At 33.9% G+C, this 17,795-nt stretch carries 8 protein-coding genes and 1 tRNA gene; all 9 read left to right on the top strand.

Annotation, left to right across the window (positions count from 1 at the left end; translation table 11 throughout):
- The first annotated feature begins 479 nt into the window (after nucleotides 1-479).
- The 9 genes from AC3IPI_RS17000 to AC3IPI_RS17040 all read left to right on the top strand — a co-directional run bounded on the left by AC3IPI_RS17000 (nucleotide 480) and on the right by AC3IPI_RS17040 (nucleotide 17,775).
- Nucleotides 480-1,721: a DcaP family trimeric outer membrane transporter gene (locus tag AC3IPI_RS17000; protein ID WP_489154339.1), complete on the top strand. Its 1,242-nt coding sequence runs from the start codon at nucleotides 480-482 to the stop codon at nucleotides 1,719-1,721.
- 32 nt (nucleotides 1,722-1,753) lie between these two features.
- Nucleotides 1,754-2,803, top strand: a complete 1,050-nt coding sequence (locus AC3IPI_RS17005) for an asparaginase (RefSeq protein ID WP_039114361.1) — start codon at nucleotides 1,754-1,756, stop codon at nucleotides 2,801-2,803.
- A gap of 32 nt (nucleotides 2,804-2,835) precedes the next feature.
- The gene (gene aspA, locus AC3IPI_RS17010) at nucleotides 2,836-4,245 is read left to right on the top strand and encodes an aspartate ammonia-lyase (RefSeq protein ID WP_086896214.1); all 1,410 of its coding nucleotides are present in this window, start codon (nucleotides 2,836-2,838) and stop codon (nucleotides 4,243-4,245) included.
- Entirely contained in the window at nucleotides 4,242-5,576 is a 1,335-nt protein-coding gene (locus AC3IPI_RS17015; protein ID WP_039114358.1) for an anaerobic C4-dicarboxylate transporter family protein, read from the top strand. The genes aspA and AC3IPI_RS17015 overlap by 4 nt, the downstream gene beginning before the upstream one ends.
- Nucleotides 5,577-6,133: 557 nt before the next feature.
- The gene (locus AC3IPI_RS17020) at nucleotides 6,134-9,064 is read left to right on the top strand and encodes a triple tyrosine motif-containing protein (RefSeq protein ID WP_489154342.1); all 2,931 of its coding nucleotides are present in this window, start codon (nucleotides 6,134-6,136) and stop codon (nucleotides 9,062-9,064) included.
- Between the two features lie 827 nt (nucleotides 9,065-9,891).
- Complete coding sequence (locus AC3IPI_RS17025; protein WP_489154344.1) at nucleotides 9,892-13,221, top strand: family 16 glycosylhydrolase; 3,330 nt, start codon at nucleotides 9,892-9,894, stop codon at nucleotides 13,219-13,221.
- Nucleotides 13,222-13,484: 263 nt separating this feature from the next.
- Nucleotides 13,485-15,428, top strand: coding sequence for a beta-1,3-glucanase family protein (locus tag AC3IPI_RS17030; protein ID WP_489154346.1), 1,944 nt, complete (start codon nucleotides 13,485-13,487; stop codon nucleotides 15,426-15,428).
- A 427-nt stretch (nucleotides 15,429-15,855) separates the two neighbouring features.
- Nucleotides 15,856-17,484 carry a glycosyl hydrolase family 18 protein gene (locus AC3IPI_RS17035; RefSeq protein WP_489154348.1) on the top strand — a complete coding sequence of 543 codons (1,629 nt, stop codon included), beginning with the start codon at nucleotides 15,856-15,858 and terminating at the stop codon, nucleotides 17,482-17,484.
- Between the two features lie 218 nt (nucleotides 17,485-17,702).
- Nucleotides 17,703-17,775, top strand: a tRNA-Met gene (locus AC3IPI_RS17040).
- The last annotated feature ends 20 nt before the right edge of the window (nucleotides 17,776-17,795 follow it).

The raw sequence follows: 17,795 nt of genomic DNA on the forward strand, positions 1-17,795 counted from the left end.
AAATGCCTAAAAATTAAACATTGTTTATTCTTTAATATTTAGCCCAAATATTCTATTAATAATGAGGTATTAAAAAATAAGTACCCCTGTTATTATGTAATAGGCAAATATTTAAGAACAAACAAATTATTTTTTGTAAGATTTTGCAGTATTTATTTTTATATTTGTTTGTATCAACGATTTTGTATACTAAATCTAATCTTAGGAATTGTATGAAAAAGATACCTTTTAACCGACTGATGTTTTTGTGTTTTAATACAAGCTTTGTTATAGCAATAAGCCTAATCCGATTAGAATGGATTAAATTTTTTAGGCCCGTCTACAATACCACAATGCAATTTTCTAATAGTTTATCTAGATAGAAATTCTAATTTATTCCATACCGTTGTTAATACATCTGTAATGGTGTAATTATATAAACTATTCCCAAAAAGAAAGTAATTAAACTTCGTTATTATACCCCCTTATTTATATAATTTATGAAACAAAACAAACTTTTGCTATTGGTTATTTTTTGTTCCTGTGTATTGTTATCCAACTCATTAAATGCCCAATTAATGGCTGTAGAGTCTAAAGATACTTTGAACGGAAAACCCAAAGTTACAGCCAGACTTATAGGAAGGCTTAAATTAAATGGTATTTATGATATTAAGGGAAGTCTTAGCGGTAATAGTTCGTTTCTTATTCATAATAATGATGTTTCGGGTTTAGATATACCTTCTTTTAGTATGGATATGAGACAGTCGCAATTGCGTTTTGTTAGCACGATACAATTAAATAATGGTAAAGAATTAAAATCAATGTTAGAAGCTGATTTTGAAGGTGCTAATAATACGTCTCAGTTTAGGCTGCGTCATGCTTATGTTCAGTATGATCATTGGACGGTAGGACAAACGTGGTCAAATTTTGGAGATTCATCCTTATGGCCTTCGCCATTATTAGATTGGGATGGGCCTACTGGTATGGTACTTTCTCGTAGGATTCAAGTACGTTACACAGGTCTTTTTAAAGAAAACGGACATACTTCTTTTATGCTTTCGGCAGAGTATATGGAGCCGCGCCGTTTGTATGATTATACGTTAAATCCAACTCATGGTGTAGATTATGCTCCCTCTAGAGCTCCCGATGCTGTGGCTGGTATACGATACGCTTTTGATAATGGAGGTTTCATGAAATTATCAGGTCTTTATCGCAGTATTGCTTATGACTCTGAGGATATTGCAGCAGGAAAAACAGAGTTTGAATTTGATTCTCAAAGTGGTGGTGGTGTCACTGCCATGACAAGTATATTTTTTAGAAAAAAATCAGGTTTAGTAAATAATCTGCAAGCACAATGGACTATCGGTAAGGGAATTAGTGATTATTTTCTAGCTGTAGGAGGATCAGGTCTTGATGGTTTTGCCAGATCAGATTTTTCAGGAAAACTAGATCTATTACCTGTACATGCTGGTTTTATTTCGTACGAACGTTTCTTTAATAAAAAGTTTCACTCGATGGTTATGGCTTCTTACAATCATTTTTATGATGGAGCAGGCACACTAGCAGGTTGGGACCGAATGACAAATTATCAGTTTACGCTTAACGCATCGTATGACTTCTTTGATTTTCTAACAATTGCACTTGAACCACAAATAGGGTACAAACAATTGCAATATGCCGATGGAAGTACACAAGGAGCTAACGCCGTTCGCATCAATTTTGGGATGCTATTTAATTTCTAATATCAGGATTAACCAAATAAATATTTTAAAAAATGAAAAAATTAGTACTTGTATTTTTGTTGTGTATTGCAACATCTTTGGCCTTTGGACAACAAAAGCCCAGAATCATAATTCTTGCCACGGGTGGAACTATAGCAGGCGAAGGAAAATCTTCGGATAGAGCAGGATATACTGCGGGTAAAATTCCTGTAGCTGATCTTATAGGAAGTATTCCGAGCATAAACGCTATTGCAGATATTAGCGGAGAACAAATATCATCTGTAGGTAGTCAGGATATGAGTATTGAAATATGGAAAAAACTTGCTGTACGTATTAATGAAATATTTAGTAAAAACGAGGCAGATGGTGTTGTTATAACGCATGGTACAGATACTCAGGAAGAAACAGCCTATTTTCTTGATTTAGTTTTACCGCATGAATTACCTGTTGTAATTACAGGATCTATGCGTCCGGCAACAGCTATAAGTGCAGATGGACCTAAAAATCTTTTTGATGCAATTACTGTCGCTGCAGATCCTAAAAGTAAAGGGCGTGGCGTATTAGTATCTTTTAATGAATCAATCTACGATTCCAGAGAAGTTACTAAAACTAGTACAACAAAAGTAAATGCTTTTAGATCACCAGATTCTGGTCCGCTTGGAGAAGTATATGATGGCCGTGTAGAATATTACAAATCATCGGTAAGAGAAACAGCAAAAGAAGGACCTTTTGAAGTAAATAAAAACACAAAATTACCTAAAGTAGAAATTGTATATATGTATGCCGATGCATCTCCAGAATATATAGATTACTTAGTAAAACAAAAAGTAAAAGGTATTGTAATAGCTGGTGTTGGAAACGGAAATTTCTCTAAAGCTTTTACCGAAGCTATAAAAAAAGCTACTAAAGCAAATATAGCAGTTTGTCGCTCAAGCCGTTGTCTAGAAGGCAGAGTAGTGCTTGATGGAGAAACAAATGACAATGAACTTGGTACAGTAGTATCAGATAATCTTAGTCCGCAAAAAGCAAGGATATTATTGATGCTTGGACTTACAAAATCAAAAAACAAAAAAGAACTGCAAGATTATTTCTTCCGTTTTTAACTTCCTTTTTTAATAATTTAACACATTACATTATGAGCAACTTTCGTACAGAACATGATTTTCTTGGAGAAAAACAAATACCAGACAATTGTTATTATGGAGTACAGACAGTACGTGCCAAAGAAAATTTTGATATAACAGGAATTCCTATAGGATCAGAACCTTTATTTATTAAGGCTTTTGGTCATGTAAAAAAAGCTGCAGCAATGGCCAATAGAGATCTTGGTGTATTAGATGCAAAAAAGGCTGAAGCTATTATTTATGCTTGTGATAGATTAATTGCAGGAGAATTTGCAGACCAGTTTATAAGTGATCTTATTCAAGGAGGAGCAGGTACATCTACCAATATGAATGCTAATGAGGTAATTGCCAACTTGGGATTGGAATATATGGGACATAAAAAAGGAGAGTATCAATACCTTCATCCTAATAATGACGTAAACCTTTCGCAAAGTACAAATGATGCCTATCCATCGGCTTTTAGAATAGCAATTTATCTTAAAATAGAGTATTTTACAGAAGCTTTAGCGCAACTGCAAGAAGCTTTTTTTCAGAAAGGAAAAGAGTTTGCTAATGTTATTAAAATGGGACGTACGCAATTACAAGATGCTGTACCAATGACATTAGGACAAGAGTTTAATGCTTTTGCAACAACAATAGGCGAAGATGTAATTCGTTTACGCCAATCAGAAAGATTGATTACAGAGGTAAATATGGGAGCAACTGCCATTGGTAGTAAAGTAAATGCTCCAGAAGGGTATCCAGAACTTTGTGTAAAATACCTTGCCGAAGTAAGTGGAGTTCCAGTTACTCTTGCAGGTGATTTATTTGAAGCGACTTACGACCCAAGTGCTTTTGTAGAAGTAAGTGGAACTTTAAAAAGAAGCGCCATAAAATTGAGTAAAGTTTGTAATGACCTTCGCTTATTAAGTAGCGGACCTCGTTGTGGGTTTAATGAGATTAACTTGCCAGCGCTTCAGCCAGGATCTTCGATTATGCCAGGAAAAGTAAATCCAGTTATACCCGAAGTAGTAAACCAAACTTGTTTTTATGTTATTGGTGCCGATTTAACGGTTACAATGGCAGCAGAAGCAGGACAATTACAATTAAATGTAATGGAACCAGTAATTGGGTTTGCCTTGTTTACATCATTAGAATATCTTACTAAAGCCTGTAATACCTTAAAAGATAAATGTATTGTAGGTATAACTGCCAATGCAGAACATGCAAAAGATTTAGTGATGAATAGTATTGGTATTGTTACACAACTTAACCCAATTTTAGGATATGAAGCTTCTTCAAGTATTGCCAAAGAAGCACTTAAAACAGGTAAATCGATACACGACATTGTAGTAAACGAAAGAAAGCTCATTACCCAAGACAAATGGGAGGAGATTTACTCGATTGAAAACCTTATTAATCCTAAATTCATCACTTCATGATATTAGTACAGTTCGCTATACTTATGGCCATGATCCTTATCGGGTCACGGCTTAAAGGGATAGGCTTGGGAGTTATGGGAATGATAGGACTACTTATTTTTGTTCTGTTTTTCCATATGCGTCCAGCCGATCCGCCTATAGCGGTACTTCTTATCATTTTAGCCATTGTAACCACAGCTGCTACATTACAGGCAGCTGGAGGTTTGGATTATTTGGTGAGTATTGCCGAGATGATTATTAGACGTAATCCGAAGTATATAACTTTTATAGCGCCATTTACAGTTTACTTTTTATGCTTATTTGCAGGAACAGCACATATAGTATATTCACTACTTCCTATTATAGCCGAAGTATCAGCCAAGAAAAGAATACGACCAGAACGACCGTTAAGTATATCTGTTATCGCATCACACATGGCACTTACGGGTAGCCCAATGAGTGCAGCAACGGCTTCATTGGCAGCAATACTAGCTTATTCTACAGCAGTTGTAGATATAATGAAAGTATGTATTCCTGCTTGTATGATAGGTATTATAGCGGGTGTTATTTCGGTATGGAAAAAAGGCAAAGAACTTAACGATGATCCAGAGTTTATCGAAAAAATGAAAGATCCTGAATTTGCTGAGAGTATAAACAAAACATCCGAAACAAATAGAGAGTTAAAGCCGGGTGCAAAAACAGCAGTATTTATTTTTGGTAGTGCGATATTACTGATCATATTTTTTGGAGCATTTCCGCAATTTATTCCAAATGTTGGAGAAGGAACTGCAGGATTTGCAGTAGGAGCAGATGGAGCAATTAACCTTACAGGATTAATAATCATGATAACATTATCGGCTTCGGCATTGATAATGATAATTACCAAAACACCTCCAGTGTTGGTAGCAAAAATGAGTTTGTTTACATCAATGGCTACTGCAATTGTTTCAGTTTTAGGTGTAGTATGGATGAGTGCCACTTTTATGGGAGCAAATAATGCTTTAATAGAAAGCACTTTTAGAGATATAACATCAGAGTATCCTTTTACTTTTACCTTTGCCTTGATAATTATGGGAGCATTGACTTTTAGCCAGGCTGCTACAACAAAAATTATGATGCCAATAGGATTGTCTTTAGGAATTGGTCAGCCACATCTTATAGCGATGTTTCCAGCTGTAAATGCCGATTTTATATTACCGGGTTATCCTACATTAGTCGCAGCCATGGATTTTGATCGTACAGGCACAACTCGTATAGGGAAATATGTTGTTAATCACAGTTTTATGCTTCCCGGACTTGTTACCATTGCTGTAACTATCGCTTCAGGTTTTTTATTAAGCATGTTTTTATAGTACTTAATTAATGATTTGTTTTTCTTGTTTCATAATGCAAGAAAAGCAAATCATTACTAATTTTAAACCTATAAAGTTTCGATTAAGAATTTAAAATTAGCAAAAGATTTTTTTCACGCAGATAGTACAGATTAAAGCAGATTTTTTAGCAAATGAATCTGCATATATCAGCTTAAATCTTTTGGAATCTGCGTGAAAGAATACTTACACCTTTTTAATGTTGAGTCTACCTATGTGTCAAAGCTAATTACAATGAACAGATTAATTTTGAGTATTGTGGAATCTTTTTTTTACTTGAAGTATTACTGCTACCATTACTACAGGAAGCAGCTGCTAAAATTCAAATTAGCAATCTATTACATCCTTACTACAAAATATTTTTTTATATATTTGATTTTATATATTCGTTTTTAATTAATTCGAAATACTAATTTTTAGTGCTTTTTGAATAATACTAAAAACGTTTTTTTTGTTTAAAAGAATTTCTTGCCCCAGAAGTTTTTTTAGGATTGTCGCTGTAAAAGCACCAAAAATAACCTACTGTATAAAAAAACAAAATGATCAAATTTAGAATTAGATTTTTATGTACCTCTATTTTATTTGTAACCTTCGTACTTAACGCTCAAATTAAGAAAATAGGTGTTCCTTTTATAACAAATTATAGCCCTAAAACCTATAAAGCAGCTTCTGAGAATTGGGATGTTTTACAAGACTCTCAAGGAATGATGTATTTTGCCAATCATTTTGGTTTATTACAATTTGATGGAGTAAGATGGGGGATAATTATGCAGCCAGAAAACAAGAGTATGGTTCGCTCCCTCGCGATAGATAAAAACGATAAAATTTTTATAGGTGCTCAAGGCGATTTTGGGTTTGTAACCAAACAGCCAAATGGTCAATATGATTATACATCTTTAGTTAAATTACTTCCAGTTTCATCCAGAAATTTTAGTGATGTATGGCATACTATTGTTCATAATGATGAAGTGATTTTTTTCTCATATGAAGCTCTTTTTATTTATAAGAATAATAAAATTAAAGTTATAAAAGCCATTACGAGTTTTGATGAGTTTTTTAAAATTAATACTAATCTTTATGTATTAGATAATAAGAAAGGATTACTTAAAGTAAAAGATGATCAATTGATTTCTATTGATGGAGGTTCGAAATTTGCAGGAATGAAAATCCTGAAGCTATTCGGAACCGAAAATAACCTAACAGTATTAACTCAAAAAGACGGCTTTTTTATTTATAAAAACAATCAATTAAAACCTTTAAAAACCGAAGCAGATTATCTTTTAAAACAAAATCAGGTTTCTGTAGGCGTTCTCCTTCCATATGGATATTATGCTATAGGAACACGAGAAAATGGACTCATTATTATTGATAAAAACGGACACTTAATTCAGCATATCAATAAGCAAATGGGTTTGCAAAATGAGTATGTTACCAATCTTAAACTAGATGCAGCAGGTAATTTATGGGTAACACTTAAAGATGGGATTGCGCTTATTCAAATTTCTTCGCCATTATCAAGAATTCTGGATACCACAAACTTCGAAACCAAAATATATTGCAGTCAGATTTATCAAAACAAGTTATATATAGGAACGGATAATGGATTGTTTTGGTTGGATTGGGAGAAATACAGACTTGGACAACACGGAAATATACATTTTCAGCGTGTGGCAGGAATGTCTGAAACGGTATGGAACATTGGTGTTTTTGATAATGTACTTTTGGCTTTCGAAAAAAACGGAATATTCGAGATAAACGGAAGTGCAGCAAAATTAGTTGCAAAAACAGATGGAGCATGGCAAGGTGTAGTTATCCCTAATCATCCCGATTTGTTACTAGTTGGAGGATATTCGGGATTATATTTATTAAAAAAGGTAAATCAATCTTGGGTATATCAGTTTAAAATTAAAGGCTTTAAAGAAAGTAGCAGAGTAATTACAATTGATAAAGAAGATAATATTTGGATAGCACATGGATACAAGGGAATCTTTAAAATAAGATTGAATAATACGTTTGATAGTATTGCAAGCATGCATTTTTATGACAAGAAAGACGGTTTTCCGTCGAGTATATTTTTGAATACCGTCAAGTTAAATAATCAAATCCTTTTTGGTACTACAAAAGGGGTTTACAAGCAAGATCCCTCTACAAAACGAATGGTTCCGGATGCTATTTTTAAAAAGTATTTGGGTATGAATAATCACATCAGATTACTCAAATCCGACAATAAAAGTGCTATTTGGTATGTTTCAGGTGATAATACAGGAAGAATCGATAAAAAAAAGGATGGAAGTTTTTCTATAGATGAATTACCTTTTAGAAAATTGAGGTATTTATATATTCCTGGTTTCGAAAACATACAAACTACTCAAGAAGGAGATGTGTTTTTTGGTACTCAAGACGGATTGATTCATTATAATAGTATTAAAAATAAAAGCTATGGTTTAAAATACAAAGCAGTTATATCCGAAGTGAAAAGTATTTTTCCAAAAGACAGTCTATTATATTCAAGCAGATACGATGTTCTTTCGGCAAAGGAAATAACTACAAATGATAAATTTTATCCAGTCTTGCCTTACTCTAAAAATGCACTTCATTTTTCGTTTGCTGCACTTTGGTATGACGATGCCGATGGTACAAAATATGAATATTGGCTAGAAGGTTTTGAACCAAAATGGTCTGATTGGGGACCACAAACAGAAAAAGAATACACGAATCTACCCGAAAACGAATACACTTTTCATGTAAGAGCCAAGAATATATATGATGTAGTGAGTGAAGAAGCTGTTTTTAAATTTGAAGTTCTGCCGCCTTGGTACAGAACGAGTTGGGCTTATATCTTGTATTTATTCCTTTTTGGAACTCTAATCTATGTTATTATTAAATATCAAAAAAAATTAGCAGAACGTAAGCGTCAACAATTAATTCTAGATCAGGAAAAAGAACTATTGCTAAACCAAGCAGCATTTAATGAGCAAAAACTGTTATTAGAACAAGAAAACATGAATGTGATTCGTGAAAACTTAGAAGCTACAATTAATCTCAAGAATGCCAAAGTAGCTTCAAATACAGTCAATTTGATACATCTTAATGAAATTTTATTATCCATAAAGGAACTTATTAATCAAATTGATAAAAAGAATGATTCCGCTATAAATTTGGGTTTCTTAACCAAAATCAACCGAATAATTGATCATGAATTGCAAGGAGATAAACATTGGAACGAGTTTGAAGAAATTTTTAATCAGCTCCACGATAATTTTATCCAACGCTTAAAAGCAAGTTATCCCGAATTAACACCCCGTGATATGCGATTATGTGCTTATTTGCGTATGAATTTCAATACCAAAGAAATAGCACCTCTTTTAGGCATCTCGGTTAGAGGGGTAGAAGATACCAGATATCGTATTCGTAAGAAACTCCAACTTTCATCTGAAGCAAATATTACGGAGTTTATACTCAACTTTTAAAGCTTAACCGCAATCTTAAATTGTCTATAAATGAACACGGATAGGGACGCGGATGATACGGATTTACAAAAGTAAAGACGCGGATTAAAAACGGATTTTTAAAAATAATAGATAGAAAATTCGTTTAATCCGTGTTTCGCTTAAGCGAATCTGTTTTATCCGCGTTCCTTTTCGCAAAGAGTTACTGACTTAAATTGTCTATAAAGGGACGCGGATGATACGGATTTACAAAAGTAAAGTCGCGGATTAAAAACGGATTTTTAAAAATAATAGATAGAAAATCCGTTTAATCCGTGTTTTCGCTTAAGCGAATCTGTTTTATCCGTGTTCCTTTTCGCAAAGAGTTACTGACTTAAATTGTCTGTAAAGGGACGCGGATGATACGGATTTACAAAAGTAAAGTCGCGGATTAAAAACGGATTTTTAAAAATAATAGATATAAAATCCGTTTAATCTGTGTTTTCGCTTTAGCGAATCCGCATAATCCGCGTTCCTTTCGCAATGAGTTAAGTTGAATTAAAATTAATTACGGTCAATGAATGATTTAATCCCCAAGAAAACCTCATTTATTTTACTGCATTGATAAGTTTTTGTAGTGTTTGTTTTTTTAGCACCGTAGTCAAACCGTACTTACAAATGTGAGTTTATAGTAGTTTGTTTGTTAATATTGTGAGTTATTGATAAAAAAAGAATCTATTTTTTACAGATAGTTCTTTTTGAGTTTAACAATTTTCAACCCCAAAAAACAAAAAACTATGAAACAAAAAAACTTTTTTTTCGGCCTACGACCGAAGAACAACCTACAATTTTTAAAAAAGCTTATTCTGATGGCATTCTTAGTAATGTCACCTTTTATTAAATTACATTCTCAATGTAATACACTCGTTTGGGCAGATGAGTTTAATGGTACTACAATCGATGGTAGTAAATGGCAAAGTATTACAGGTAACGGTTGTCCATCACTTTGTGGTTTTGGTAATGCCGAAGCACAAAGGTATAATCCAAACCAGGCAACGATAGTTAAAGAGGGTACAAATAGTTACTTAAATATCGAAGCTAAATATGAGCCAAACTCACAATTTCCTGATCAGCCATATACTTCTGCAAAGCTCACTACAGAAGGGAAATATTCTTTAAAATATGGAAGAATTGAAGCGCGTATGAAACTATCTTCGGGAGTGGGTGCATGGCCAGCTTTCTGGATGTTGCCAGAGGGAGCAACTGGAACATGGCCTTTTACAGGCGAAATAGACATTATGGAAGCCAAACATAAAAGTCCAAAATCTGTAGATGGAACACTACATTATGATGCAGGCGGATATCATTATACAGGTAGAAGTTATACATCTCCAACGGATTTATCTACTGACTTTCACGTTTATGCTGTAGAGTGGGGACCAAATAGTATAAAATGGTTTATAGATGGAAATTTATTTCATACAGCAAGTCCTAATACTACTGTAAATGGTGGATGGCCATTTAATGACAATAAATTTTATATCATTTTAAATTTAGCAGTCGGGAGTTTAGGAACACCTTATACAAGTGTAAATGGGGCAGGAGTAGCACCTAATCCAGCTGATTTTCCTGCAAAACTATTAGTAGATTATGTACGAGTTTATGATGGTAGTTTTGCCAATGGCGTAATTGGAGCTGCAAAAGTATATGCCAATGCAACCAATAAAACATATTCTGTAAATGCTATTGCGGGAGCAAATTATACTTGGACAGTTCCATCTGGAGCAACAATTACTTCAGGACAAGGAACCAATGCAATTAATGTAAATTGGGGAGCAACAGGAGGAGATGTTTCGGTATTGGCAACAGTAAATGGATGCGATAATAAAACATATAAAATAACTGTAACTACAGAACCGCCTTTGCCTGTTGAGAAGATACATGAAGATTTTCAGGCTAACAGAAATATAGTTTATCTAAATAAAACAGGAGTTTTAACCGAGGCAGTTACAAATCCGTCGGCTACAGGGGTGAACACATCTGCACTTGTTGGAAAATATGTCCGTAATGCTTCAGAGATATATGATGTATTAAATATAAAAAACATAACAATTACCAATGCCAATGATTATGTGTATGGCAGAAAAAGACTTTCATTTGATATTTATACCTCAGCTCCAGTGGGGACAAAAATATCAATGCAATTAGAAAATAGTTTGGTAACAACAGCTATTAATTATCCTTCAGGAAGACATAGCGGTTATAAAGCTACCACAACAGTACAAAATAAATGGGAAACGATAGAATTTGAATTTGAAAAAGTAATAGATGCCAATACAAGTGCTTTGTCTATTAATAATGTAGTATTCTTATTTGAGTCCAACTCTAATTCTGGAGCGACATATTATTTTGATAATTTACTCACAAAAGCAGCACCCGAAAAGCCAATTATTGCGACCGATATTTTACAAAATTATGACGGTATCAATAAGATTATAAAAGGGACTACAACAGGAACATATTCGGTAGTTGCTAATCCTGGTACAAATTCGGTTAATGCTTCTGCAAATGTGGCAAAGTATGTTCGTAATGTAACCGAACAATATGATGTGTTGTTTTTTAATACACAAAATAGTATCGAAGATGCTGGTTTGTTAAAAAATCAGACGAATAAAATAATGATTGATGTTTACACATCAGCACCAGCTGGAACAGTTGTTAGTTTGAATCTGGAAAATAGTTTAACATCGCTTCCTGCAAATTTTCCAACAGGAAGAAACAGTAGTTATGTGGCAATGACTACTAAACAAAATCAATGGGAAACACTTACCTTTTATTATAATTCAAGCCCCGATGAAGGAACTTCAAACTTGGCTATAAACCAAATGGTAATCTTGGTTAATTCAGGTTCTTATACAAGCAACACGTATTATTTTGATAATATAAGAATTGGTTCTACTAAATTGCCAGATACTTTTACACCCGGAGTAGTTTACGAAGATTATCAAACAATACATAATATTACTTTTAGAGATGCCATCGGAACCTATACTCCAAATACGGTAAATCCTAGTGCAAGCGGAATAAATACGTCATCATCAGTTGGTAAATATATTAGAAAAGCAACTGAATTATATGATAACTTTTCGTTTACTACAACTTTAAACAATATTGGAGATTTTAAAAAAGGAACTAAAAAGTTTGCAATAGATGTTTACACTTCTGCACCAGTAGGATCTGTTATTTCTTGGCAAGCAGAAAGTAGTGCATCAATTCCGTCTAATTTTCCTGTAGGAAGACATAGTGTATATCAGGCGGTTGTAAAACAAACCAATACTTGGCATACATTGGTATTTACGTATGCTAGTGCGCCAGACGCCTCTACATTAGATAATGAGGTAAATCGCTTTGTGTTTTTATTCGAGCCAGGTACGAGTTCAGGAAACACCTATTATTTTGATAATATCCGAAGTGTAAATTTGGTTACAACAGACGTTCCAGATAACGATGTTAATTTGGCTTTGGCTAAACCAACTTTAGCTTCAAGCGAAGAAAATACAACTTTTTCTTCTGCGAAAGCAACAGATGGAGATGCGGGTACAAGATGGTCAAGTAGTTTTGCAAATACAAGCGAATGGGTTTATGTTGACCTACAAAGCAATTACAATATTAATCGTGTTGTTCTTAAATGGGAAGCTGCCTACGCAACACAATATAAAGTACAAATTTCTGCGGATAATGTTTTTACCGAAAATGAAACTGTAAACACACAAACTGCTAGTGATGGTGGTACAGATGATTTGGTAGTAAGCGGAACAGGAAGATACATCCGAATTTTATGTACATCCAAAGTGTTGACTCCATATGGATATTCTTTGTTTGAGATAGAAGCTTATGGATCAGCTTCGACAGCAAGAATGTCGGCTACAGTAACAAATGAAATTCCCGAAGAAGAAACTACAGGTTTAAATATATATCCAAATCCTGCTAGTAGTTATATCCAAGTTTCATCATCTGGAAAATTAGATAATAAAATGATTACCGTTTATGATTTATCTGGTAATCCTGTGTTACAGAATAAGGTTGATGCTAAAGCAAATGAAAGCGTTATTGATATAAGCAGACTTTCTAAAGGGATTTATATTCTAAACTTTACATCAGATCAAAAATCTTGGAACAAAAAAATCATTAAAGAATAATTAAAACTTGTTGGTTGTAATAAGCTTAAATAATTACAACCAACATTTAATTCAATGTCATTAAGTTAAGCTTTTGAACTATAATTTTTCTCGAAAAGACGTCAAGTCGCAAAAAAAATCAAGCCTAAACTTTGCGACTTTACGTCTTTGCGAGAGATTTATTCGGCAAAACATTACAGTTGTTTTCTTAACTTAATGATATTGCATTCACGCCTACTAACTTTTGAATATATACTATTACTAACCCCAAAAAAACTTTAAACATGAGGAACTTTAAATTAAAAAAAATCCCTTTTATCGCAGTAGTATTATTTATGCTGCTATCGAATTTTATGTACGGACAAGGACCGATACCGTTTACAATAAACAACACATCTACATTTAATGACAATGAATTGTATGTCGCAATTGTAGGTATTGATTATACAACAGGCAACCACGTTTGGGTAAATGCAAAAACAAGTCAGGTATTACCAATGAGCTCTTCGTACAATACCATTAAAGGACCTACTATTGGCGGAAATACAGGACCGGGACAAAACTCGAAATATGCCAATTGTTTTACCAAATTGAGCGAAATTCCGAATAAAACATTTACGTTGCCACAAATTGCAGGTTGTAGAGTTTTTATAGCCAAAGGACAGCAGTTGTATTTTTACTTTTTTGGAGCCAATGGAGCACCGTCTGGATATACATCGCCAAATCCGTTAAACGTAACAGATCCTAATCAAGGTATTTTATATGAAATTATAGAACTTACTAATAATCAATATGGTTTTTTTGGTAATCCATCCAGAGTAGATTCGTATAAATACCCAATGGGATTGGAATTGTTTGGAGCCAATGGATATCAAAAAAGAGTAGGGGAGTTAAAAAAACATGCCGACATAGTTGCAGCATTTAAAGCCAATGTGCCATCACAATTTCAGGGTTGTGTTAATGATGCAACGGGTGAAATTACAGCGCCATCTAAAACTCCAGCCTTCGCAGATGGAACAGGAGGAACTACCGTTGGCGCTCAAGCCAATTATTTAAAACCCTATATTGATGCCATCTGGAATAAATATAAAACAGAAGATTTAATATTTTATGCAGGAGATGCAGGTGTTTTTAAAGGCAGAGTAATAGGCGAACAACTAGAAATGGTTGGGCAATCTGGAGGATTTGTAGGACGTACAGGAAGAGTACAATATCGACCATCAACTCAAGAAGCACTTGAAGGTAAAGGAGTCTTAGACAGAAGACTGGTAGATGGTGATTTGGATCTTGTAATTCAGGCACAATTAACAGCAGCAATTAACAGACATGTAGTAAATGTGACTACTCCAAATCCTGGACAACAAAATTGGTATGATGCATCAAAATTCTACCAAGTTAACCCAACCAATCATTATTCTAAATTTTGGCATTTGCCAGGTATAAGTGTTGATAATCTGGCTTACGGATTTGCTTATGATGATGTTGCTGATCAATCTCCGTCACTTCATACTACACAACCTACTAAAGTAATTGCTGTTTTTGGAGGATATGGAGGATCAACACCTACAACGCCATCTTCGACTTTAATTCAAGCCGAAAATTATTCATCCATGAGCGGAATTCAAGTAGAAACAACCACAGATACCGATGGAGGTTCGAATGTAGGATATACTGATACAGGAGATTGGATGGCTTATAACAATATTAATTTTCCAACGACTGGAGCATATTTAATAGAATACAGAGTTGCAAGCGCTGTAAATGGTGCAAAAATATCTTCGGATTTAAATGCAGGAACGATTCCCTTAGGAAGTGTTAACATTCCAAATACTGGAGGCTGGCAGAATTGGCAAACCGTATCTCAAACAGTAAATGTAAATGCTGGTACTTACAATTTTGGAATCTACATTCAGAATTCAGGCGTAAACATTAATTGGATTAAAATAACTAAAACAGGAGCAACAGCAAGAGTAGCTTCAATAGACACAAAAATAGAAGAAACAAGTTCGTTAATTATTTATCCAAGCCCAGTAGAAAATACACTTTTTTATACAACAGATCTAACAGGAGGAGATGTTAGTATTATTGATTCTCAAACAGGTACTGTGGTTTCTGGACAAAAAGCAACAGATAATAGTATAAATGTTTCGCATTTAAAATCAGGAATTTATTTGATTATCTTTGAGAAAGACGGTAAAAAAATTGTCAAACGTTTTATAAGAAAATAGTTTTAGAATATAATTTAATCCGTTGGGTGCAATTAATTTTAACACATAGAAATATAGGTCTTGTACGCACAAAAAAGGCGTTTCACTTGTTTTAAATGCACATAGCTAGCTATGTGAAAGAAATATATTTCTTTTTGTACTCTTTTTTACACATAAAATCTATGTTTCTATGTGTTAAATAATTTTTTTACGACCCGAGCGAAGCGAATAGACGCAGTAATTGCACCCAACGGGTTATAATTTAATGACATTATTTTAATCATATAAGTGATGTAAGTTCATTTAAGTTTTATACGGATTGACCACGCTTATATTAGCTTACATTACTTAAATGGTTAACTTTTTATTTAAAATCTTAAAATTTCATAATCTAATGATATAACTCAATAATTTATTTCAAATCCTACTAATTTTAAAAACAAGCCCTATGAAAAACAATTACAAAACAATGCGATCAAGATATATAATCATTTTGATGTTGGGAGTTTTCAATTTGTCAATTGCCCAGAAAAAAGTAATAGCTTACATCCCTAACTGGATTGACCTTAATGCATTTTCAAGTAGCGTTCAATACAGTAAATTAACCCACATTAACATTGCATTCGAGAATCCAGATGCCAATGGATATTTATCTTTTAATTCAGGAAGTAATACAATTATACAAGCAGCACATGCCCAAAATGTGAAAGTTTTTGTATCCCTTGGTGGAGGTTCCGTATCTGAAGGTGGTGCAATTCGCGACAATTATTTTAATCTGATTAAGAGTGCCAACAGGACTGCATTTATTCAAAAAATATATGATTATGTAGTTGCCCATAATTTTGATGGTGTCGACATGGATTTGGAAGGCCCAGCGATTAATAGTGATTACGGAGGATTTGTAATTGCTCTTGCAGCCAAATTACATGCAAATGGTAAGCTAATCACTGCAGCACTTTCTGAAGGATATGGAGGAGCAAATGTACCATCATCTACATTTGCCGCTTTTGACTGGATTAATATTATGGCTTATGACGCTACTGGTCCTTGGGCTCCGGGAAGTCCGGGTCAACATTCTCCATATAGTATGGCTGTAAACCAGTTTAATTATTGGACAGGCAGAGGATTACCAGCAAGCAAAGCTATAATAGGACTTCCGTTTTACGGATACGGTTTTGGAAGTTCTGCAAATCAGGGAATTTCATACGCTAATATTGTAAATACGTATCCTGGTGCAGAAAATACGGATCAAGTTGCCAGCACAATTTACTATAATGGAATTCCAACAATTAAGCAAAAAACGACATTTGCGATTCAAAATGCAGGTGGAGTTATGATTTGGGAATTATCTCAAGATGCAGTTGGTTCTAAATCATTGTTAACCGCTATTGATCAAGTAGTAAATGCCGGGCAACCACCAGTAGGTACTGTTTTAATTCAAGCAGAAAATTACTCTTCAATGAGTGGAGTTCAAACAGAAGCCACAACAGATACAGGGGGAGGATTAAATGTAGGTTATGCCGATACAGGAGATTGGATGGCATATTCTAACATTAATTTTCCAACATCAGGTTCATATGTAATTGAATATAGAATTGCAAGTGCTGTAAATGGTGCCAGAATATCTTCGGATTTAAATGCAGGTACAATTCAGTTAGGTGCTGTTAACATTCCAAATACGGGAGGTTGGCAAAATTGGCAAACTGTATCTCAAACGGTAAATGTGAATGCAGGAACTTATAATTTTGGAATCTACATTCAGAATAGTGGGGTAAATATCAATTGGGTTAAAATCACTAAATCTGGATCAACTGCAAAAGTAGCTTCTTTAAATTCGGAAATAGAAGAAACAGATTCTTTAATAGTATATCCTAGTCCAGTAGAGAATACGCTTTTCTTTACAACAGATGTTACTGGTATTAATGTTAGTATTGTAGATTCTCAAACTGGAGCTGCAATCTCTGGACAAAAGATTATTAATAACAGTCTTGATGTTTCAAGTTTAAAAGCAGGAATATATCTGATTGTTTTAGATAAAGATGGTACAAAAACAGTAAAACGTTTTATAAAAAAATAGCATTTGACTATTCCTCACAATTAAAAAGCCTGATTCTACATAGAATCAGGCTTTAGTTTTATAAACTGAACTTCTTTTTTTTGAGATTAAACCCCTAAGTTTATTGACTTACAGTAAATTAAGTAGTGTACTTAGTTTAGTACTTAATTTTATTTAAAAATAATTCATTTTTTCCATTGTATAACCGTAAAGACTACGTATCTTTGCACCCGAAACAACGCGGGATAGAGCAGTAGGCAGCTCGTCGGGCTCATAACCCGAAGGTCACAGGTTCGAGTCCTGTTCCCGCTACTAAGACAAAAAGCTTCAGA

The organism is Flavobacterium sp. GL_143, from assembly GCF_057834355.1.

What these genes read in the sequence shown, in the direction of transcription:
- AC3IPI_RS17000 (WP_489154339.1), top strand. Translation starts at nt 480, where the DNA reads ATGAAACAAAACAAACTTTTGCTATTGGTTATTTTTTGTTCCTGTGTA.
- AC3IPI_RS17005 (WP_039114361.1), top strand. Translation starts at nt 1,754, where the DNA reads ATGAAAAAATTAGTACTTGTATTTTTGTTGTGTATTGCAACATCTTTG.
- aspA (WP_086896214.1), top strand. Translation starts at nt 2,836, where the DNA reads ATGAGCAACTTTCGTACAGAACATGATTTTCTTGGAGAAAAACAAATA.
- AC3IPI_RS17015 (WP_039114358.1), top strand. Translation starts at nt 4,242, where the DNA reads ATGATATTAGTACAGTTCGCTATACTTATGGCCATGATCCTTATCGGG.
- AC3IPI_RS17020 (WP_489154342.1), top strand. Translation starts at nt 6,134, where the DNA reads ATGATCAAATTTAGAATTAGATTTTTATGTACCTCTATTTTATTTGTA.
- AC3IPI_RS17025 (WP_489154344.1), top strand. Translation starts at nt 9,892, where the DNA reads ATGGCATTCTTAGTAATGTCACCTTTTATTAAATTACATTCTCAATGT.
- AC3IPI_RS17030 (WP_489154346.1), top strand. Translation starts at nt 13,485, where the DNA reads ATGAGGAACTTTAAATTAAAAAAAATCCCTTTTATCGCAGTAGTATTA.
- AC3IPI_RS17035 (WP_489154348.1), top strand. Translation starts at nt 15,856, where the DNA reads ATGAAAAACAATTACAAAACAATGCGATCAAGATATATAATCATTTTG.